17 protein-coding genes are annotated in these 19,586 nt (G+C 69.0%); 4 read left to right on the forward strand and 13 right to left on the reverse strand.

Annotated features, from left to right (window positions below; translation table 11 throughout):
* Nucleotides 1-11 precede the first annotated feature (11 nt).
* Together WFQ67_RS05610 and WFQ67_RS05615 are read right to left on the reverse strand one after the other, a co-directional pair.
* On the reverse strand, nt 12-1,172 hold the full coding sequence (locus tag WFQ67_RS05610) for an aromatic ring-hydroxylating oxygenase subunit alpha (protein WP_213625934.1): 1,161 nt from the start codon (nt 1,170-1,172) through the stop codon (nt 12-14).
* Nucleotides 1,173-1,193: 21 nt separating this feature from the next.
* Nucleotides 1,194-1,796 (reverse strand): TetR/AcrR family transcriptional regulator, encoded by a 603-nt coding sequence (locus WFQ67_RS05615; RefSeq protein ID WP_213625935.1) that lies wholly within the window; start codon nt 1,794-1,796, stop codon nt 1,194-1,196.
* 101 nt (nt 1,797-1,897) lie between these two features.
* On the opposite strand from WFQ67_RS05615, the gene WFQ67_RS05620 reads away from it, so the two are divergent.
* Nucleotides 1,898-2,731, forward strand: coding sequence for a crotonase/enoyl-CoA hydratase family protein (locus WFQ67_RS05620; protein WP_337056358.1), 834 nt, complete (start codon nt 1,898-1,900; stop codon nt 2,729-2,731).
* A 35-nt stretch (nt 2,732-2,766) separates the two neighbouring features.
* On the forward strand, nt 2,767-4,539 hold the full coding sequence (locus tag WFQ67_RS05625) for an AMP-dependent synthetase/ligase (protein ID WP_337056359.1): 1,773 nt from the start codon (nt 2,767-2,769) through the stop codon (nt 4,537-4,539).
* Nucleotides 4,540-4,686: 147 nt separating this feature from the next.
* Here WFQ67_RS05625 and WFQ67_RS05630 read toward each other — a convergent pair whose 3' ends face one another.
* Nucleotides 4,687-7,758, reverse strand: coding sequence for an efflux RND transporter permease subunit (locus WFQ67_RS05630; RefSeq protein ID WP_213625937.1), 3,072 nt, complete (start codon nt 7,756-7,758; stop codon nt 4,687-4,689).
* Between the two features lie 6 nt (nt 7,759-7,764).
* On the reverse strand, nt 7,765-8,868 hold the full coding sequence (locus WFQ67_RS05635) for an efflux RND transporter periplasmic adaptor subunit (RefSeq protein WP_213625938.1): 1,104 nt from the start codon (nt 8,866-8,868) through the stop codon (nt 7,765-7,767).
* Between the two features lie 92 nt (nt 8,869-8,960).
* On the opposite strand from WFQ67_RS05635, the gene WFQ67_RS05640 reads away from it, so the two are divergent.
* Entirely contained in the window at nt 8,961-9,620 is a 660-nt protein-coding gene (locus tag WFQ67_RS05640; protein WP_337056360.1) for a TetR/AcrR family transcriptional regulator, read from the forward strand.
* Here WFQ67_RS05640 and WFQ67_RS05645 read toward each other — a convergent pair.
* The 9 genes from WFQ67_RS05645 to ppc form a co-directional block, all read right to left on the reverse strand.
* Nucleotides 9,598-10,875, reverse strand: coding sequence for a cytochrome P450 (locus WFQ67_RS05645; protein ID WP_337056361.1), 1,278 nt, complete (start codon nt 10,873-10,875; stop codon nt 9,598-9,600). The genes WFQ67_RS05640 and WFQ67_RS05645 overlap by 23 nt on opposite strands.
* 19 nt (nt 10,876-10,894) lie before the next feature.
* Entirely contained in the window at nt 10,895-11,677 is a 783-nt protein-coding gene (locus tag WFQ67_RS05650; protein WP_213625941.1) for a class I SAM-dependent methyltransferase, read from the reverse strand.
* 71 nt (nt 11,678-11,748) lie between these two features.
* On the reverse strand, nt 11,749-12,444 hold the full coding sequence (locus WFQ67_RS05655; RefSeq protein ID WP_442969571.1) for an extensin-like domain-containing protein: 696 nt from the start codon (nt 12,442-12,444) through the stop codon (nt 11,749-11,751).
* Nucleotides 12,445-12,448: 4 nt separating this feature from the next.
* Nucleotides 12,449-13,276 (reverse strand): isocitrate lyase/PEP mutase family protein, encoded by an 828-nt coding sequence (locus WFQ67_RS05660; RefSeq protein WP_337056362.1) that lies wholly within the window; start codon nt 13,274-13,276, stop codon nt 12,449-12,451.
* Between the two features lie 61 nt (nt 13,277-13,337).
* Entirely contained in the window at nt 13,338-14,198 is an 861-nt protein-coding gene (locus tag WFQ67_RS05665) for a DUF72 domain-containing protein (RefSeq protein ID WP_213625944.1), read from the reverse strand.
* Nucleotides 14,198-14,539, reverse strand: coding sequence for a hypothetical protein (locus tag WFQ67_RS05670; protein WP_337056363.1), 342 nt, complete (start codon nt 14,537-14,539; stop codon nt 14,198-14,200). Before WFQ67_RS05670 ends, WFQ67_RS05665 begins: the two co-directional genes overlap by 1 nt.
* Nucleotides 14,540-14,648: 109 nt before the next feature.
* A complete protein-coding gene (gene tsaB / locus WFQ67_RS05675) occupies nt 14,649-15,329 on the reverse strand; it encodes a tRNA (adenosine(37)-N6)-threonylcarbamoyltransferase complex dimerization subunit type 1 TsaB (protein WP_213625946.1) in 681 nt (226 codons plus the stop codon).
* Nucleotides 15,330-15,417: 88 nt separating this feature from the next.
* Nucleotides 15,418-16,065: an adenylate kinase gene (gene adk / locus WFQ67_RS05680; RefSeq protein WP_111262289.1), complete on the reverse strand. Its 648-nt coding sequence runs from the start codon at nt 16,063-16,065 to the stop codon at nt 15,418-15,420.
* 156 nt (nt 16,066-16,221) lie between these two features.
* Nucleotides 16,222-18,858, reverse strand: coding sequence for a phosphoenolpyruvate carboxylase (gene ppc, locus WFQ67_RS05685; RefSeq protein WP_337056364.1), 2,637 nt, complete (start codon nt 18,856-18,858; stop codon nt 16,222-16,224).
* A 201-nt stretch (nt 18,859-19,059) separates the two neighbouring features.
* Between ppc and WFQ67_RS05690 the strand changes: the two genes are divergently transcribed.
* Entirely contained in the window at nt 19,060-19,404 is a 345-nt protein-coding gene (locus tag WFQ67_RS05690) for a pilin assembly protein (RefSeq protein ID WP_213625948.1), read from the forward strand.
* Nucleotides 19,405-19,586: the final 182 nt, after the last annotated feature.

The raw sequence follows: 19,586 nt of genomic DNA on the forward strand, positions 1-19,586 counted from the left end.
CGCGCACGCGATCAAACCCGCCCCACCACGGCCACCCGCACATCCCCCAGCGCCTCGTCCAGGCCCTGGTGGAACCAGCGCAACGCCTGTTCGTAGCGCCCATGCCAGAGGCGGTCGCTGGCGCCGGCGCGGATGCCTTCCTGCACCCGCGCGGCCATGGCGAAGTCTTCCTCCAGGGCCGCATAGAGGATCTCGTTGTTCTTCTCGAAATAGCGCTGGGCCTTCTCCGTCACCGGTTCCTCGGCCAGCAGCGTGTGGCCAAGCACCCGTGTCGCCAGCGGGCCATCGGGGAACACGCTGGAGAAGTCGATGTGGTCCGGCTCCACCAACACCAGGGTGTTGGGCCAGAGGAAATACAGCAGGTTGCCGTGGCGGCGCAGGTCCCACTCGGATTCGGGCCGCGCCTGCACCTCGCGCAGGTTGCGCTTCACGTAGTAGTTGCGGATGTGCCGGCCGAAACGCTCGAACAGCCCCAGGTTTGGCCAGAACAGGTGGTCGATCGTGGCCTGGTGCGCCTTGGCCACATGGTAGTTCTCCAGGAAGGTGTCGATGGTCAGCTTCCAGTTCACCGGCCGGCGGATGTCGCGCGGGTCGAAGACCACGTGGTCGTCCAGGCCGAAGCTTACGAAATCGGCCATCAGCTCGGGGCCGAAGAACGCCGGCATGTCCAATGCCGGGCCCGGCGAGTGCCGCGCCCAGATGGCACCGAAACACTCGGCCACCGGCACCTCGGTGAGGTTCAGGCAGCCGCGCTCGACGCCCTCGAACCCGTAGCCGTGGGGGATGCCGCGCAACTGCCCGTCCGGGTTGTAGGCCCAGGCGTGGTAGGGGCAGACGAAGACCCGGTTGGCCCCATCGGGCTCGGCCACCAGTTGCGTGCCACGGTGCTTGCAGACGTTGAGAAAGCCGCGCAGCCGCCCGGCCTCGTCACGCACCAGCAGCAGCGGCGCCAACAGGTCGCGGGTGATGAAGCGCCCCGCCGCCACCTCGCTGGAGCGCGCCACCAGCAGTGGCTCACGGCGCAAAACCTCGTCCCGCTCACGCCGATGGCGCGCCTCGTCGAGGTAGCTGTCCACCGCCAGGGACGAGGGCATCTCCAGGCAATCGGAAACGCCCTGTTCGGCCAGCGCCAATGCCTTCCTCAGCAATTCAACCTGGGTCGCGTGCTGCATGCCTGCCTCTTCTTCTTGTCGTCATGTCGGCTGGAGTGGCGCCAGGGCGCCACGGATGAAATGCCAGAGCTGCCGTGACAGCTGCTCCGCCGGCGGACGCGGCGAGCGGCCAAGCGCCTCCAGCAACGCCTGGTGCATGCCGCCGAGGATCATCGCCGAGACCAGCTCCGGGTCGAGGCCCGCATTCAGCTGCCCGGCGGCCTGGCCACGACGGATGTTGTCGGCACCCTGGCGAACGTTCTCGGTGATGCGCCGGGCCTCCAGCGCGGCCACCTCCGGCTCCCGCGCCAGGCTCACCAAAAGCAGCGGTGCCAGGGGCTCGGCATAGAAGAACTGCACCGCGCGGCGCACCCGTTGCTCCTCGCGGCTGCACCAGTCCTCGGCGCCCGGCAGCGGATCGGCCGCCATCACCTCGGCCTGGTAGCGGTCGTGGAAGTCCTCCGCCACCGCCGCCAGCAGCCCGGCGCGGGAGGCGAAGTAACGGTAGATCAGGCCGACCGAGACGCCGGCCCGCTCCGCCACGCGCCCCACCTCAAGGCCGCCACCGAGTTCGAGCAACTCGTCACGGGCGGCGTCCAGCAGGCTGGTGCGGGTTCTCTGGGCCTTGGGGGAAAGATCGGTCATGGGGTTCTCGATAAAGCGCTGGACAGAAAAAGTGAATTCAGTTTACTTATTTCTCCCGACACGCCAAGCCCCGATCCAATAAAAACCAACGGAGCATTCCCATGACCGACTCCACCGTCCACTACGCGGTCGACGGCCGCATCGCCACCCTCACCCTGAACAGGCCGGAGCGTCTCAACGCCATCGACGACCGCCTGCCCGCCGACCTGGAAGCCGCCGTGCTGCGCGCCAACGCCGACGACGCCGTGCACGTCATCGTCCTCACCGGGGCCGGGCGGGGCTTCTGCAGCGGCTACGACCTGAAGTTCTTCGCCGAGAACCCGCGCGGCATCTACGGCAGCCAGGAAATGCCCTGGGACCCGATGGTCGACTACGCGCTGATGAAGAAGAACACCGAGCACTTCATGAGCCTGTTCCGCAGCTACAAGCCGGTGATCGCCAAGGTGCAAGGCCCGGCGGTGGCTGGCGGCAGCGACATCGCCCTGTGCTGCGACCTGATCCTGATGGCCGACGAGGCGGTGATCGGCTACCCGCCGGCGCGGGTCTGGGGCTGCCCGACCACGGCGATGTGGGTCTACCGACTGGGCCCGGAGAAGGCCAAGCGCATGCTGCTGACAGGCGACCTCATCGACGGCCGCGAAGCCCAGCGCCTGGGCCTGGTCTACCAGAGCGTGCCGCTGCCCGAACTGGACGCGGCAGTGCAAGCACTGACCGCGCGCATGCAGGGCATCCCCCGCAACCAGCTGATGATGCAGAAGCTGATGATCAACCAGGCCTTCCACAACATGGGCCTGGAAACCACGCAGATGTTCGCCACACTCTTCGACGGCATCACCCGCCACAGCCCGGAGGGCGTGCGCTTCAAGGCGCGTTGCGAGGAAGTCGGGTTCGCCCAGGCGGTGAAGGAGCGCGACTCGGGCCAGCCCATTCCCTGAGCCCCCCGCCGTCCCACGAGTACAGGAGGTGTTCGATGACGACGCAACAACCGCCGGCCGATCTTCCCAGCATCCCCGCCCTCCTCGCCTGGCGCGCCGAGCGCACGCCAGACTGGCCCGCCGCCCAGGTTCGCCACGCCGATGCCTGGCGCAGCCTCGACTGGGGCGAAGTGGCCCACCGCAGCGAGGCCCTGGCCAGGGCCCTGGTCGCCGCCGGTGTCGACCCTGGTGACCGCGTGGCGATCTGGAGCCGCACCCGCCTGGAGTGGAGCCTGCTGGATTTCGCCGTACTCATGGCCGGCGCCACCAGCGTCGGCCTCTACCCGAGCCTCACCCCGGCCCAGGCGACCCAGCAGTTGCAGCGTGCCAGCTGCCGGCTGCTGTTCGTCGAGCGACCGGCACAGGCACAGGGCCTGGCCTTGCCGGGCCTGCGCGTCGTCGCCATCGACGGCGATGGGCCCGCGGGCCTGGACGCCTTCATCGCCGCAGGCGACGACGTACCGGCCGATCAGATTCGTCGACGCTGGCAGGCACTGGACCGCACGTCCCTGGCCAACCTGGTGTTCACCTCCGGTACCACGGGCGAGCCCAAGGCGGCCATGCTCGGCCACGGCAACCTCCTCGCCGCCATCGCCGCCTACCAGTTGCCACCGCAGCGCTACACCGGGCTCGCCTTCCTGCCCATGGCCCATGTCGGCGAACGGGTGATCGGCCAGTACCAGCGCCTCTGGTGCGGCGCCCAGGCCGCCTACGTGCCGGACATCAACGACGTGCCCCGGGCCATCGCCGAGGTACAGCCGGACTTCTTCGGCAGCGTGCCTCGGCTCTTCGAGAAGCTGCACGGGGCGGTCATGGCCCAGCGTGAAGCCCTCTCGCCCGGCAAACGCCGCTTACTCGACTGGGCGTTGCGCACCGGTGCCCGCCAGCGCGGTGGCCTGCGCCTGCTGCTGGCCCGGCGCCTGGTACTGGATGGCCTGCGCCAGCGCCTGTTCGGCGCGCGCATCCGCGCCCTGGTCAGCGGTGGCGCCCCACTCGATGCCGAACTGGTGGCCTTCTTCACCGCCCTCGGCGTGCCGCTCTGCGAAGGCTGGGGCATGTCCGAGTCCACCGCCTTCCTCACCAGCAACGAAGCCGGGTTGGCCAAGGCCGGCTCGGTGGGCCGCCCCCTGCCAGGCGTCGAGGTGCGCATCGCCGATGACGGCGAGGTGCTGGTGCGTGGGCCGCAGGTGTTCCAGGGCTATTTCCAGCAACCGGAGAAGACCGCCGAGGCCTTCACCCTCGACGGCTGGCTACGCACCGGCGACCTGGGCCGGCTGGACGCCGCCGGCCACCTCTGGCTGACCGGGCGCAAGAAGGAGCTGATCATCACCGCCGGCGGCAAGAACATCGCGCCGACGCCCATCGAGGCGCGCCTCAGGCAGCATCCCCTGGTGGAGCAGGCCCTGGTGCACGGCGACCGCCGCAAGCACCTCAGCGCCCTCCTCGCCCTGGAGCCGCAAAGCCTGGCCCTCTGGGCGAAACGCCAGGGACTGGCGGGCGACGCCGAGGCCTGGCTGCAGGCACCGGCGCTGCTGGCGGAGCTGCAGGGGCACGTCGATACGATCAACGCCGAGCTGTCGCAGGTGGAGCGGATCAAGGCCTGGGCGCTGCTGCCGCGCCTGCTCAGCCAGGAACAGGACGAACTGACGCCCACGCAGAAGCTCAAGCGCCCGGTGGTGGAGCGCAACTTCGCATCGCTGCTGGATGGCATGTATGAGGAGAGCCCCTACGGGGCGCTGTCCAGTGGGTCCCCGCCTTCGCGGGGATGACGGCGACATGAACGGATGGATTGAAGCCCAACGAGCGGTGCCGGGGCTGGCATCGCAACGTTGGGCTTCGTACTTCAGCCCAACCCACGGCCCGTCGGAACCGTAGGATGGGTAGAGCGCAGCGAGCCCAGGCGGATGGCCTTTCCGTCAGGCCCTGGGCACTTCCTTGACCCGGAACCAGGCCGCGTAGAGCGCCGGCAGGAACAGCAGGGTCAGCGCGGTGGCGACGATCAGGCCGCCCATGATGGCCACCGCCATCGGGCCGAAGAACACGCTGCGCGACAGCGGGATCATCGCCAGTACCGCCGCCAGGGCGGTGAGCACGATGGGCCGGAAGCGGCGCACCGTGGCTTCGATGATCGCGTGCCACTTGTCCAGGCCGGCGGCGATATCCTGCTCGATCTGGTCCACCAGGATCACCGAGTTGCGCATGATCATCCCCGCCAGGGCGATGGTGCCGAGCATGGCGACGAAGCCGAACGGCTGGCGGAACACCAGGAGGAACAGGGTCACCCCGATCAGCCCCAGGGGCGCGGTGAGGAAGACCATCGCCGAGCGCGAGAAGCTCTTGAGCTGCAGCATCAGCAGCGTCAGCACCACGACGATGAACAGCGGCACACCGGCATTCACCGATTTCTGGCCACGGGCCGAGTCCTCCACCGTGCCGCCCACGTCCAGCAGGTAGCCATCGGGCAGTTCGGCGCGGATCGGCTCCAGGGTCGGCAGGATCTGCGTCACCAGGCTGGCCGGCAGCGACTTGTCGTAGATGTCGGCGCGCACGGTCACCGTCGGCAGGCGGTTGCGGTGCCAGATGATGCCTTCCTCGAAGCCGTATTCCAGGGTGGCGATCTGCGACAGGGGCACGCTCTTGCCGCTGTCGGTGGGCACCGCCAGGCTCGGCAGCAGGGCCAGCTCCTGGCGCTCGCGCGGGGTGCCGCGCAGGAGGATGTCGATCAGCTCGTTGTCCTCGCGGAACTGGCTGACCGTGGAGCCGGTGAGGGAGCTCTGCAGGAAGCGCGACAGGTCGGCGGTGCTCACGCCCAGGGCACGGGCGCGGTCCTGGTCGATGTTCAGGCGCACCACCTTGCTCGGCTCCTCCCAGTCCAGGTGCACGTTCACCACGTGGGGGTTCTCGCGCACCTTGTCGGCCACCTTGCGCGCGTAGGCGCGGACCTCGTCGATGTGCTCGCCGGAAACGCGGAACTGCACCGGGTACCCCACCGGCGGGCCGTTCTCCAGGCGCGAGACGCGGGTGCGCAGGCTGGGGAACTCGTCGTTGAGGGTCTGGATCAGCCAGCTGCGCAGGGCCTCGCGGTCCTCGATGGTCTTGGCCAGCACCACGAACTGGGCGAAGCTCGCCGCCGGCAGTTGCTGGTCCAGCGGCAGGTAGAAGCGCGGCGAACCGGTGCCCACATAGGCCACGTAGTTGTCCACACCCGGGTGCTCCTTGATCAGCTTCTCCAGGCGCGTCACCTCGGCCTCGGTGTTGCTCAGCGAAGAGCCCTCGCCCAGCTTGAGGTCGACCATCAGCTCCAGGCGCCCGGAGGCCGGGAAGAACTGCTGGGGCACGAAACGGAACAGGGCGATGGAGGCCACGAAGGCCACCAGGGTGAGGACGATCACCGTCTTGCGCCGGCGCACGCACCACTCGACCACGCGGCGTACGCGCTGGTAGAACGGCGTCGCGTAGGGATCGTGGGCACCGCTGCCGCCGTGTTTCTCGGCGTGGCGCTTGGCCAGGTCGGGCAGCAGCCGGTCACCCAGGTAGGGCACGAACACCACGGCGGCGACCCAGGACACCAGCAGGGCGATGGTCACCACCTGGAAGATCGAACGGGTGTACTCGCCGGTGCCCGATTGCGCGGTGGCGATGGGCAGGAAGCCGGCAGCGGTGATCAGGGTGCCGGTGAGCATGGGGAAGGCCGTGCTGGTCCAGGCGTAGCTGGCCGCCTTGAGCCGGTCATAGCCCTGCTCCATCTTGATGGCCATCATCTCCACCGCGATGATCGCGTCGTCCACCAAGAGGCCCAGCGCCAGCACCAGCGCGCCGAGGGAAATCTTGTGCAGGCCGATGCCCAGGTAGTACATGGCGGCGAAGGTCATCGCCAGCACCAGCGGGATCGACAACGCCACCACCAGGCCGGTGCGCAGGCCCAGGGAGAAGAAGCTCACCAGCAGCACGATGATCAGCGCCTCGGTGAGCACGCGGACGAACTCGCCCACGCCGGTCTTAACCGCCGCCGGCTGGTCGGAGACCTTGCGCAGCTGCATGCCGGCCGGGAGGGTTTCCTGCAGGCGGGCGAACTCGCCCTCCAGGGCCTGGCCGAGGATCAGGATGTCGCCACCCGCCTTCATCGAGACCGCGAGGCCGATGGCGTTCTCGCCCATGAAGCGCATGCGCGGCGCCGGCGGGTCGTTGAAGCCGCGATGCACGTCGGCGACGTCGCCGATACGGAAAGTGCGGTCACCCACGCGGATGGGGAAGTCGCGGATCTCCTTCACCGAATCGAAGCGCCCGCTGACGCGAAGCTGCACGCGGTCGCTGGCCGTCTCGAAGAAGCCGGCGGCGGCCACCGCGTTCTGCTCCTCCAGCGCCTGCTGCACGGCGGCCAGCGGCAGGCCGAGGGTGGCGGCCTTGGTATTGGAGAGTTCGATCCAGATCTTCTCGTCCTGCAGCCCGAGCAGCTCGACCTTGCCCACGTCCTTGACCCGCTGCAGCTGCAGCTGGATGCGGTCGGCGTAGTCCTTGAGCACGGCGTAGTCGAAGCCCTCGCCGGTCAGCGCATAGATGTTGCCGAAGGTGGTGCCGAACTCGTCGTTGAAGAACGGCCCCTGGATACCCTGGGGCAAGGTGTGGCGGATGTCGCTGACCTTCTTGCGCACCTGGTACCAGAGCTCGGGGATCTGTGCCGAGTGCATGGAGTCACGGGCGAGGAACGTCACCTGGGATTCGCCCGGACGGGAGAAGGAGATGATCTTGTCGTACTCGCCGGTCTCCATGAGCTTCTTTTCGATGCGCTCGGTGACCTGGCGGGAGACCTCCTCGGCACTGGCGCCGGGCCAGTTGGTGCGGATCACCATGGCCTTGAAGGTGAAGGGCGGGTCTTCGCTCTGACCCAGCTTGGTGTAGGAGATGGCGCCGACTATGCCCAGCAACAGCATGACGTAGAGGACGATCTGACGGTTCTTCAGCGCCCAGGCGGAAAGGTTGAAGTTCACTCGGCCCTACTCCTTGGCGATCAGCTTCACCGCGCGGTTGGCGCGGTCCACGGGGCGGACTTCCTGGCCTTCGCGCAGCACCTGGACACCAGCGGCGACGACCCAGTCCTCGGGCTTCAGGCCTTCGAGCACCGGCACCCGGTCCTCGCCGTAGGGGCCGACGCGCACGGGGCGGCGTTCGATCTTCGAGCTGTCCGGGTTCACCACCCAGACGTAGGGCGCACCGGCCTCGGCGGTGAGCGCCGAGAGCGGCACCGAGAGCGGCACCTCGCCGTTGGCCTGGATGTACACGCGGGCGCTCTGGCCCAGTTCGGCGGGCACCTCGCCGGCGGTGAAGGCGATGCGCGCGGCGAAGGTGCGCGACTGCTGGTCGGCAGCCGGCGACAGTTCGCGGATGCGCCCGGGGAAGCGCTTGTCGGGTTGCGACCAGAGTTCGACGGCGACCTGCTGGCCGACCTTGATGCGGTCGATGGCATGCTCCGGCAGGCTGATCAGCACTTCGCGCTCGCCGTCGGCGGCCAGGGTGAAGACGGTCTGACCGGCCGCCACCACCTGGCCCACCTCGGCGCGACGGGTGGCGATCACGCCGTTCTGCGAAGCACGCAACACGGCGTAGCCCGCCTGGTTGCTGGCGACGTTGTATTCGGCCTGGATCTGTTTCACCCGCGCTTCGCCTGAGCGGTACTGGTTCTCGACGTTGTCGAACTGCGACTGGCTGATCAGCTTGCGGTCCAGCAGCGTCTTGTAGCGGTCGCGCTCGGCACGCACCAGCTTGAGGTTGGCCTCGGCGGCGGCGACCTGGGCGCGGGAGGCTTCCAGTTGCAGGCGCACGTCCTGAGGGTCGAGCTCGGCCAGGGGCTGCTCGGCCTTGACCCGGTCGCCCACCTCCACCAGGCGGCGGGTGATCTTGCCGCCGATGCGGAAGGCCAGTTCCGGCTCCAGCCTGGCGCGCACTTCGCCCGGGTAGGTCACCATCGCGTCGCCGGCGGGCTGCGGTTGCACCACCATGGCCGGGCGTATCGATTGCTGGACGGTCTCGTCATTGCCGCAGGCACCGACGAGCAAAGAGAGTGTCAGAGGCAGAGCGAGGGGCAGGACATGGCGGAACATGGTGTATGACCTTTCGCGAAGTGCTGTTGGAATATTTATACTGCCGGGTATAGTAAAAATAGCAAACTCACCAGTCCAGTATTTAAACGCGAATGTCAGACAAATCTTTACAAGCCAGCGGCCCCGGTCGCCCGAAGGACCCCGCCAAGCGCGCGGCGATCCTCGAGGCGGCCAAGTCGCTGTTCCTCAGCAAGGGCTACGACGGCAGCAGCATGGACGCCATCGCCGCCGAGGCCGGGGTCTCCAAGCTCACCGTGTACAGCCATTTCACCGACAAGGAGACGCTGTTCTCCGCGGCGGTGAAGGCCAAGTGCATGGAGCAGCTGCCGGAGCTGCTGTTCGAACTGCCCCTGGGTGGGACCATCGAGACTGTGCTACGCAACATCGGCATGGGTTTCCAGGCGCTGATCAACAGCAGCGAATCCATCGAGCTGCACCGCCTGATGGTGACCCTGGGCAACCAGGACCCGAAGCTCTCGAAACTGTTCTTCGATGCCGGCCCGCAGCAGATCCTCAACGAGATGGAACGCTTGCTGATCCAGGCGGACAAGACCGGCAAGCTGCGCATCGACAAGCCGATCAACGCCGCCGAGCACTTCTTCTGCCTGATCAAGGGCGGGCAGAACTTCCGCCTGCTGATCGGCTGCGGCGCGCCGCTGGAGGGTGAAGAGGCCGAGCAGCACGTGCAGGAAGTGGTGGAGCTGTTCCTCCGCGCCTACGGCACGGAGATCACCCCCGCCGCACGAACCTGACCCGTGCACGCCTGGGCCGCAGGGAGAACCAGCCCTGCGGCTCCACCGGGCCGAGCGGCTCGACGTCCCAGTGCTCGACCCACCAGGCCAGCGACACCGCCAGGTCCATCATCGCCATCGCCGTGCCCGGGCAGGCGCGGTCCCCCAGCCCGAAGGGGAAGTAGGCGCCCTTCGGCCAGGTCGAAGGCTCGATGAAGCGCTGCGGGCGGAATTCCAGCGGCGCCTCGAACCAGCGCGGGTCGCGATGGGTGATCCAGCTCGACAGCATGACGATGTCGCCCTTCTTCAGCGCCTGGCCGAACACCTCCACATCCGCCGTGAGTTGCCGGGGCACCAGCCCGTAGGCTGGCGGGTAGATGCGCAGGCTCTCCTGGATCACCGCCCGCAGCAGCGGGCATTGGCGCAGGTCGGCCATGCCCTGCACCTGGTTCCAGTCCAGGCCCCTGAGTTCGCCCCGCAGCGCCTCGCGCACCGCCGGGTTCTGCGCCAGCAACAGCTGTGCCCAGGTCAGGGTGGCGCCGGTGGACTGGTGCCCCGCCATCAGCAAGGTGGCCAGCTCGTCGCGCTGCATCGCCAGGGGGCGCGTCGACTGCTCGGCGCACCGCCCCACCACCTCCTGCAGCTGCGCCAGCGCCCAGCGCTTGCGCGGGCACAGCTTGCTGGGAAACCAGTGCCCCAGGGGGATGCCGGTGCTGGTTTCCAGCAGCGCCACCCGCGACAGCAGGCGCACCGCGCGGGCCACGCGGAAGGCGTCGTTCTCCAGGTCGATATCGAAGAGCGCACGCCCGGTGAGGGTGACGCTGTAGGCGGCCATTTCCAGGTCGAGATCACGCTCGGCGCCATCCTCGATGCCTTCGCCCCAGCGCTCCGCCAGGCGCAGGATCTCGCCCGGCGCGGGCGCGGCGATATGCGGCCGCACCTCCTTGCGCCGTTCACGGGCCGGCTCGCCCTCGCGCATCATGAAACTGCGCCCGTTCCACTGGCGCATCATGCACAGGCTGGGCTCCCAGCGTTTCAGGTGCTCGCGGTGATCGACCATCAGCTCCTGCACCGCCCGGGGGTGGAACAGGCACCAGAGCCGGCTCAGCCCCATGCGCGTGACCGCCATGTCCGGCTGCTCGGCGTGCACGTTCTGCAGCCAGGCCAGCGGGTCGCGTTGCATCGCCAGCCAGTGGCGGGCGCCGGCGCGGTCATCACCGACCCAGGGCAGTTGCGCCAGGGTGCGGCGGATGGGGCAGCGGATGGCGTCGTCCATGGAGTCCCTTCCCTTGCGATCAGCCCTTGCTCAGGGCCTTCTTCGGATAGATGTCGTAGCGGCTGGACTTGCCCTCCAGTGCGTAGCTGGGCTTGGTCCCCTCGATGATCGGCGCCTTGCGCGGGCGCTTCACCACCACCCGGTGGGTCGCCAGTGCCAGGGCGGCGGCGAGCAGCGCCGGGGCGTCCAGGTCGTCGCCCACCAGCGGGCGGAACAGGCGCATTTCCTTCTTCACCAGCGCACTCTTGTCGCGGTGCGGGAACATCGGGTCGAGGTAGATCACCTGGGGGGCCTCGCCCTGCCAGCCCTGCATCAGTTCGATGGCGTTGCCGGTGTGCAGGCGCATGCGGGCGGCGATGAGCGCCACCTCGGCATCGTCGCAGGCGCGGGCCAGGCCATCTTCCAGCAGCGCCGCGACCAGCGGCTGGCGCTCGATCAGGTCCATCTCGCAGCCCAGGCTGGCGAGCACGAAGGCGTCACGGCCGAGCCCGGCGGTGGCATCCAGCACCTGCGGGCGGATGCCCGGCTGCACGCCCACCGCCTTGGCGATCATCTGCCCGGCGCCACCGCCGAACTGGCGACGATGGGCCGCCGCGCCTTCGACGAAGTCGACCCGCACCGGGCCCGGCGCCTGGGGCGACAGGTCCACCAGCTGCAGGCCCTCGTCACCCAGCTGCAGGGCGAAATCCGCCTCGCCGTCCTGGGGCAACCCGAGCCGCGCCGCCCACTCGGCCGCGCGCGCCTGGTGCTGCGGCGCCAACGCGTCGACACGTACCCGGGCCTGTTCCCGCTCATCGCTCATCGATCGAATCCGTTGTTCCAAGATGGGCGGCATTTTGCCAGAGCGCAGCGCCAGGCGCCCGTGCACGGCACTCAGCGGCACATGCGCAGCAGGCCCATGTCGACATGGAAGTGATCCCGGTGCGCAGCGTTGTAGTCCGGCCCCAGGGTGGTGTTGAAGTGCTCGCAGGCGGCATCGCGCACCCGGCGCAGAAAGCGCGCCTCGGTGTCGTCGCCGGTCCAGTCGCGGGCCACGCTGATGCGACGGCCATCGGCCAGGCGGAAACCGGCGATATCCAGGGCATTGGCCGAGGCGTGCTGGCTGCGACGCTGGGTGCCGCCGATGTTGCGGCAGGCGAAGCTGCCCAGGTGATCGATGCGCGCCACCGGCTGGCCGTAGAGCTCGCGGGCGACGGGTTGCAGCCCGTGGCGTTCGAACAGGGCGAAGGCCACGGCCACCTCGCAGGTGGCGATGAAGCTGCTGCTGAAGGCCAGGTCCGAGCCGCTGAGGCGCACGCTGTTCTCGATGGGGCAACCGGCTGCCGGCGAGCTGTCCGGCAGCGCCGCGTACTTCAGGCTGGAGGTCTGCAATGCCTGGTGGCACAGCGCCGGGTCGGCCTGCAGGCGCATCAGCTTGAAGGGCGTCAGCAGGTTGGGCGCCTCGCGCACATCCAGCGGCGCCCAGGGGTCCCAGCGCGGCGGCGGCGTCACCCACTTCTGGTACACCGCCAGCGGTGCACCGAGCACCAGCAGCAGGACCAGCCAGGGGACCAGCCGGCGCACGCGCACCCGTTCAGCCCCTGAACAGGTCGTTGATGCGGTCGAAGGGCATGGCCCGCTGGGTGGCCGTGAGATCACCGCAGAGCAGGTCCTCAGCCGCGCGGAAGAATGCGCCGTAGGCGACCCGCGCCAGGTTGGAGCCCAGGCTGACGCGCTTGACGCCGAGCTCGGCCAGCTCCGCCAGGCCCACCTTCAAGGCGGGCGACCCCACCAGCAGGTTGACCGGCTTGGGCGCCACCGCGCGCACCACTTCGACGATCTGCTCGCGGGTGGTCAGCCCCGGCGCGTAGAGCACATCGGCACCGGCCTCGGCATAGGCCACCAGGCGGCGGATGGTGTCGTCCAGGTCGGGGCGCCCGTGGAGGAAGTTCTCCGCACGGGCGGCGAAGGTGAAGGGGAACGGCAGGCGGCGCGCCGCCTCCACCGAGGCGCGCACGCGCTCGACGGCCAGTTCGAAGGGGTAGATGGGCGCATCGGCGCGGCCGCTGGCGTCTTCGATCGAGCCGCCTACCAGGCCGACCTCGGCGGCGAGGCGGAGGGTCTCGGCGCAGGCCTCGGGGCTGTCGCCGTAGCCGTTCTCCAGGTCCGCGGCCACCGGCAGCGACGTGGCTTCGACGATGGCGCGGGCGTTGGCCAGCGCCTCGTCGCGGCTCACCGCGCCTTCGGCGTCACGCCGGCCCAGGGAGAAGGCCAGCCCGGCACTGGTGGTGGCCAGGGCTCGGCAGCCCAGGGCGGCGAGCATTTTCGCCGACCCGGCATCCCAGGGGTTCGGCAATACGAGAAGTCCATCGCCCTGGTGCAGGGCGCGGAAGGTTTCGGCACGTTGGGCCTGGTTCGGCATGGCATCACTCCCTCGTTGCAAAGGCCCGACCTTAACCCGCGCCTTGGGGAAAGTGACAGCGTCAGAGCAGGTCGAGTTGCGTCGATTCCGCCTCGAAGGCGCTCTCGGCCAAGGCCGGCAGGCCCGGCAGGCGGCTCATCAGCCCGGCATGGAAGCGCTGCGCCTGGGCGGCGGCGAGGTGGTTGTCGGGGGTGTGCAGGAAGACATGGGGCACCAGGCCCTCGCCTATCCAGTCGGCCACCTTGTCCAGCCAGGGGTCGAGGTAGCGCTGGTTGGCGTCGAGGTCCGGACCACCGATGAAGCGCACCTGGGGGGACGCGCTGAAAGCGGTCGGGCGCACCGGCACGCGGGGCTTCTTCGATTGTGCGTGGAGCACCGCCGGGTCGTCGGATTCGCAGGCGAACAGGGCCCGCGAGTCCAGGCAGATGCGTTCCACCCCACGCGCGTGGAGCAGGCGGTTGAGGGCCTTCTCCTCCTCGCCCCGGGCGAAGAATGCGGCGTTGCGCACCTCCACGGCGATGGCGCGGTGGGAAAAGGTGTCCAGCCAGTCCGCCAGCTCGCCCAGGCGCTGCGGCCCGAAGCTCGCCGGCAGTTGCAGCCAGAGCGGTGCCACGCGCGTACCCAGGGGCTCGAGCAGGCGCAGGAACTCACCGGTGGCGCCGATGCGGTCGCGCAGGTCGCCCTCGTGGCTGATGTCACGCGGGAGCTTGGCGCAGAAGCGGAAATGCCCGGGCATGCGTTCGGCCCACAGCTGCAGCGTGGCAACGGAGGGCCTGGCGTAGAAGGTGGTGTTGCCTTCCACCGCATTGAACACGCGGGCGTAGTGTTCGAGGGTATCGGCGGGGCGCACGTCGGCGGGATAGAAGCTGCCGCGCCAGGCGGGCTCGTTCCAGGACGGGCAGCCGAGGAAGTACGGCAGCATCAGGCGTAGAGATCGAGCCCGAGCACTTCCGGCGCGTCGGTCTCCGACGCGAAGCTGGCGGTGGAGGCGTAGCTGGCGATGGCCTGGTAGGCACGGTTGCTCAGGTTGCGCTGCTGCGCGATGTCCTGGGGGCGGGCCGGCAGGCTGTTGCTGCTGGCGTTGCTGGCCTCGACCTTGCGCGGCTGGGCGGTCTGCTCGAAGCCCTGGGTGCTGGCCGGGGTGGCCGGCACGTCGCGTCGGCTCTCGACCTCACGCTGCACCTCGCGGAAAGCCGTGTTCGCGCTGCCCTGGCGGGGGCTGCGATCCAGCGAGATGGATGAGGTGAAGCCGTCGATGCGCATCAAGGGAAGTCAGGCAGGAAAAGGGATCGGCGAATGGGGTGGAATCTAGCCGGACATCCAGGGATTTTCAATCGTCCCTGACGCCCGGCACTGCCGGTGGTCAGCCCGCTCAGCGGGGCGCCTTGGGCGTGGCGACGTTGTCGCGCAGGTAAACCGGCTGCGCTTCGTCGGCCACCACCGCTTCGCCGCGGGCCCAGGCGAAGGCGGCCAGGGCCAGCAGGTCCTGGGCGTGGGGCAGCAGGTCGGGCGCCTGGCCGCTGACCGCCACCGGGAGGCGGGCGGCGAAGGTGCCCCAGCCGGTGCCGGCACCGAACCACTCGCCCTGGGCGTCGCGGGGCAGCGCCGCGCGCTCGGGCGGCAGCACCGCCTCGCTGCCGGCCAGGCGCATCTCGCCGGCGTCCAGGCGGTAGCAGCCCCAGTAGACCTCATCCATGCGCGCGTCGATGGCGGCGGCCACCTGGTCGACGCCCTGCTCGCGATGGGCACGCTGGGCCAGCACGGCGAGGTTGGAAACCGGCAGCACCGGGCGATCGAGGGCGAAGGCCAGGCCCTGGACCACGCCGACGGCGATACGCACGCCGGTGAAGGCACCAGGGCCACGGCCGAAGGCGATGGCATCGAGGGCGGACAGGCCGACACCGGCCTCGGCCAGCAGGTCCTGGATCATCGGCAGCAGGCGCTGGGCATGCTGGCGCGGGATCACCTCGTAGTGACTGAGCACGCGGCCGTCATGCAACAGGGCGACGGAACAGGCTTCGGTGGCGGTATCCAGGGCCAGCAAGGTGGTCATCGGTGCATCCAGGTGGGTCGAAAAAGGCGCGCATTATAAACGCCAACGGCCCGCAAGCGGGCCGTTGGTCGAATCGATCGTCGTTCGATCAGGAAAGCGCGGCGAACACCTTGGCGGTGATCTCTTCCACGCTGCCCACGCCAGCGATGGCGCTGTACTTCGGGGTGCCCTGGGCGGCCGACAGCTTCTGGTAGAAGTCCACCAGCGGCTTGGTCTGCGAGTGGTAGACGGACAGGCGATGACGCACGGTCTCTTCCTTGTCGTCGTCGCGCTGGATCAGGTCCTCGCCGGTTTCGTCGTCCTTGCCGGCGACCTTGGGCGGGTTATGCTCGGTGTGGTAGACGCGACCCGAGGCCGGGTGCACACGGCGACCGGCGATGCGGCCGACGATCTCTTCGTCGTCCACGGCGATCTCGACCACGTGGTCGATGGCGACGCCGGCGTCCTTCAGGGCTTCGGCCTGGGGGATGGTGCGCGGGAAGCCGTCGAAGAGGAAGCCGTTGGCGCAGTCGGGTTGGGCGATGCGCTCCTTGACCAGGTTGATGATCAGGTCATCGGAAACCAGGCCGCCGGCATCCATCACGCTCTTGGCCTTCAGGCCGAGCTCGGTGCCCGCCTTGACCGCTGCGCGCAGCATGTCGCCGGTGGAGATTTGCGGAATAGCGAATTTCTTGGTGATGAAACCAGCCTGGGTACCTTTTCCGGCACCGGGCGCCCCCAGCAGAATCACGCGCATCGATGTGCTCCTCAAGATTGTTTTGAAGTCTCGGATTCGCCTCTTGGGGCCAATCTCAGTATCGGGTTTCGGCGTCGTTGAGCGGCCAAAAGGTTGATCAAGATACACAGCACCCCTATGCCGCACAAGCCACCGAAAGTCGGATAAGAAGCCCCTTCAGCCGGTGTTCCTGAGCCCCGCCGCGATGCCCGCCACACTCACCAGCAACGCCTGTTCCAGGGGGCCTTCGGCAGCGTTTTCCGCGCGCCTCGAACGGGCCAGAAGCTCCGTCTGGAGCAGGTGCAACGGGTCGAGGTAGGTGTTGCGCACACTGATGGCCTCACGGGTCTCCGGACTGGACGCCAGCAGCTCGGACTGACCGGTCAGGCCTAGTACGGTCGTACAGGCCTGCGACAATAGGTCGCGTAGATGCGCACCCAGCGGCAACAGCCGCTCTTCCACCAGCCGCATGTCATAGCGTTCGGCGATGGTGGCATCGGCCTTGGCCAGGACCATTTCCAGCATGTCGATGCGGGTGGCGAAGAACGGCCAGTGCTCGCGCATCTCCTGCAGCAGCGCCATCTCGCCCCGCTCCACCGCGTTGCGCAACGCACGCTCCCAGCCCAGCCAGGCCGGCAGCATCAGCCGGGTCTGGGTCCAGGCGAAGATCCAGGGGATCGCCCGCAGGCTCTCCACGCCGCCGGCGCGGCGCCTGGCCGGGCGGCTGCCCAGGGGCAGGCGCCCCAACTCCTGCTCGGGCGTGGCCTGGCGGAAGTACTCGACGAATTGCGGATGCTCGCGCACCACCGCGCGGTAGCCGGCCACGCCTTCGCCGGCCAGGCGGTCCATCGCCGCGCGCCACGCGGGCTCGGGTTGCGGCGGCGGCAGCAGGGTCGCCTCCAGCACGGCGGCCAGGTAGAGGTTGAGGTTCTGCACGGCGATGTCCGGCAGGCCGAACTTGAAGCGGATCATCTCGCCCTGCTCGGTGGTGCGGAAACGCCCCGCCACCGAGCCCGGCGGTTGCGACAGGATCGCCGCGTGGGCCGGGCCGCCGCCACGCCCGACGGTGCCGCCTCGGCCATGGAACAGCAGCAACTCGACCTGGTGCCGGCGGCAGGTTTCCACCAGCGCCTCCTGCGCGCGGTACTGGGCCCAGGCGGCGGCCGTGGTGCCGGCGTCCTTGGCCGAGTCGGAATAGCCGATCATCACCTCCTGCGGGCCATGCAGGCGTGAGCGGTAGCCGGGCAGCCCGAGCAGCCGCTCGATGGCCGGTGCGGCGTTGTCGAGGTCCGCGAGGGTCTCGAACAGCGGCACCACGCGGATCGGCCGTTGCAGCCCGGCCTCCTTCAGCAGCAGTTGCACGGCCAGCACATCGGACGGCGCACCAGCCATGGAGATGACGTAGGAGCCCAGGGACGCCGCCGGCGCCGCGGCCACCACGCGGCAGGTGGCGAGCACTTCGGCGGTGTCGGCGGACGGCCGGAAGTGCGGCGGCAGCAGCGGCCGGCGGTTGTCCAGCTCGCGCTGGAGGAAGGCCAGGCGCGCGTCTTCGTCCCAGGCCGCGTAGTCGCCCAGGCCGAGGTAGTCGGTGATCTCCGCCAGGGCCGCACGGTGGCGCGCGGAGTCCTGGCGCACGTCGAGGCGGACCAGGAACAGCCCGAAGCACGCCGCCCGGCGCAAGCAGTCGAGCAAGGCACCGTCGGCGATCACGCCCATGCCACAGGCGTGCAACGAGTGGTAGCAGAGCTCCAGGGGTTCGAGCAGTTGCTGGTTGTCCTGCAGCACCTCGGGGCCGGGCGCCACCTCGCCCTGCAACGCCGCCTGGGCCCAGGCCCGGGTCGCCCGCAGGCGCTCGCGCAGCTGCTTGAGCAGGGCGCGATAGGGCTCTGGATGCACGCCCACCCGCACGCGCAACTCATCACTGGCCTGGTGCATGGAAAGCTCGGCGGCCAGGTGGTCGACATCGCGCAGGTAGAGATCGGCGGCCATCCAGCGCGCCAGCAGCAGCACCTCGCGGCTCACCGCCGCGGTGACGTTGGGGTTGCCGTCGCGATCGCCGCCCATCCACGAGGCGAAGCGCACCGGTGCGGCGGAGAGCGGCAGGTGCAGGCCGGTGGCGGCGAACAGCGCGCGGTCGGTCTGGCGGAGGAATTCCGGCAGCGCCTGCCAGAGGGAATGCTCGATCACCGCGAAGCCCCACTTGGCTTCGTCCACTGGCGTCGGCCGGCTGCGGCGGATCTCGTCGGTGAACCAGGCCTCGGCGATCAGCCGCTCCAGCGCGGTATGCACCCGCGCCCGCTCGCCCTCGCTGAGGTCGCCGTGGTCCTGGGCCGCCAGCTGCGCGGCCATGGCGTCGTATTTCTGGATCAGCGTGCGCCGCGCCACCTCGGTCGGATGCGCGGTCAGCACCAGCTCGATGTCCAGCCGCGCCACCTGCCGCGCCAGCTGCTCCGGCGAATGGCCGGCGGCGCCCAGGCGCTGCAACAGCTCGGGCAGCACGCGGTTCTCGAAGAGTTCGGGTTCCTGCGGCCCACGCCGGCGGATACGGTGGTACTGCTCGGCGATGTTGGCCAGGTTGAGGAACTGGTTGAAGGCACGGGCCACCGGCAGCAGTTCGTCGGCCGTGAGCCCGTCGAGCGCCTCGTTGAGCTGCTGCTCGCCCTGCCGTGAGCCCTTGCGGGCCGCCTTGGCGCCCTTGCGGATGCGCTCGATCTTGTCCAGGAAGGCCTCGCCCTGCTGGGCGCGGATGGTGTTGCCCAGCAATTCGCCGAGCAGGTGAACGTCTTCGCGCAGGCGTGCGTCGATTTCCGCCATGACAGGCTCCCCAGAGAGATGTCGAGCGTCCAGAGTGCCGAGGGCGCCATCGACTTACAAGGGTGCGACGCCATGCCGCTGCATGGCCCCCGGCGAGCTAGGCTCAAAGCAGGCGGGCACCAGAAGTGCCCGCCGGCCGACGGTCTACGCCGCCGACCTCCAGCAGATGCCCGCCACGAGCGGGCCCGGCACGAGGTGACCATGAAGATCCGCGAACTGATCCGCCATTGGGAAAGCAACGCCAAGGGTCGCCTGACCCGCAGCCGCTACAACATCCACCTGGACGTGGAATCCGCGGCGCGACTCGCCGCCCTCAACGAGATGTACCCCAAGCGCAGTATCGAGGAGCTCCTGGGCGAACTGCTCGGCTGCGCCCTCGAAGAACTCGAGGCCAGCCTGCCCTACGTCAAGGGCAGCCAGGTGGTGGCGACCGACGAGCAGGGCGACCCGCTCTTCGAGGACATCGGCCCCACGCCACGCTTCCTCGCCCTTTCACGCAAGCACCTGCGCCTGCTCGAACAGCAGCAGGGCAGCATCGAGCACTGACGTTCCCGAACCCGGCCCCCGCAACGGGGGCCGCTTCAACTTCCTCGCCATCCTCCCGCACAGGCTCGCACGGCTCGAACACCGTGCCAGCGCCTCTATCTCTCGGCCGCAGGCCTTGCGCTGCGGGGCTTCCAACCATTCTCCGTAAATTTTATTGAACATTTTCGAAAAGCGCCCTGTCA

The organism is Pseudomonas sp. USHLN015, from assembly GCF_037153275.1.
GTDB classification, from domain to species: Bacteria; Pseudomonadota; Gammaproteobacteria; order Pseudomonadales; family Pseudomonadaceae; genus Metapseudomonas; species Metapseudomonas tohonis.

What these genes read in the sequence shown, in the direction of transcription:
- WFQ67_RS05625 (WP_337056359.1), top strand. Translation starts at nt 2,767, where the DNA reads ATGACGACGCAACAACCGCCGGCCGATCTTCCCAGCATCCCCGCCCTC.
- WFQ67_RS05690 (WP_213625948.1), top strand. Translation starts at nt 19,060, where the DNA reads ATGAAGATCCGCGAACTGATCCGCCATTGGGAAAGCAACGCCAAGGGT.
- ppc (WP_337056364.1), bottom strand. Translation starts at nt 18,858, where the DNA reads ATGGCGGAAATCGACGCACGCCTGCGCGAAGACGTTCACCTGCTCGGC.
- WFQ67_RS05650 (WP_213625941.1), bottom strand. Translation starts at nt 11,677, where the DNA reads ATGAGCGATGAGCGGGAACAGGCCCGGGTACGTGTCGACGCGTTGGCG.
- WFQ67_RS05645 (WP_337056361.1), bottom strand. Translation starts at nt 10,875, where the DNA reads ATGGACGACGCCATCCGCTGCCCCATCCGCCGCACCCTGGCGCAACTG.
- WFQ67_RS05665 (WP_213625944.1), bottom strand. Translation starts at nt 14,198, where the DNA reads ATGCTGCCGTACTTCCTCGGCTGCCCGTCCTGGAACGAGCCCGCCTGG.
- WFQ67_RS05640 (WP_337056360.1), top strand. Translation starts at nt 8,961, where the DNA reads ATGTCAGACAAATCTTTACAAGCCAGCGGCCCCGGTCGCCCGAAGGAC.
- WFQ67_RS05635 (WP_213625938.1), bottom strand. Translation starts at nt 8,868, where the DNA reads ATGTTCCGCCATGTCCTGCCCCTCGCTCTGCCTCTGACACTCTCTTTG.
- WFQ67_RS05610 (WP_213625934.1), bottom strand. Translation starts at nt 1,172, where the DNA reads ATGCAGCACGCGACCCAGGTTGAATTGCTGAGGAAGGCATTGGCGCTG.
- adk (WP_111262289.1), bottom strand. Translation starts at nt 16,065, where the DNA reads ATGCGCGTGATTCTGCTGGGGGCGCCCGGTGCCGGAAAAGGTACCCAG.
- WFQ67_RS05615 (WP_213625935.1), bottom strand. Translation starts at nt 1,796, where the DNA reads ATGACCGATCTTTCCCCCAAGGCCCAGAGAACCCGCACCAGCCTGCTG.
- WFQ67_RS05620 (WP_337056358.1), top strand. Translation starts at nt 1,898, where the DNA reads ATGACCGACTCCACCGTCCACTACGCGGTCGACGGCCGCATCGCCACC.
- tsaB (WP_213625946.1), bottom strand. Translation starts at nt 15,329, where the DNA reads ATGACCACCTTGCTGGCCCTGGATACCGCCACCGAAGCCTGTTCCGTC.
- WFQ67_RS05670 (WP_337056363.1), bottom strand. Translation starts at nt 14,539, where the DNA reads ATGCGCATCGACGGCTTCACCTCATCCATCTCGCTGGATCGCAGCCCC.
- WFQ67_RS05660 (WP_337056362.1), bottom strand. Translation starts at nt 13,276, where the DNA reads ATGCCGAACCAGGCCCAACGTGCCGAAACCTTCCGCGCCCTGCACCAG.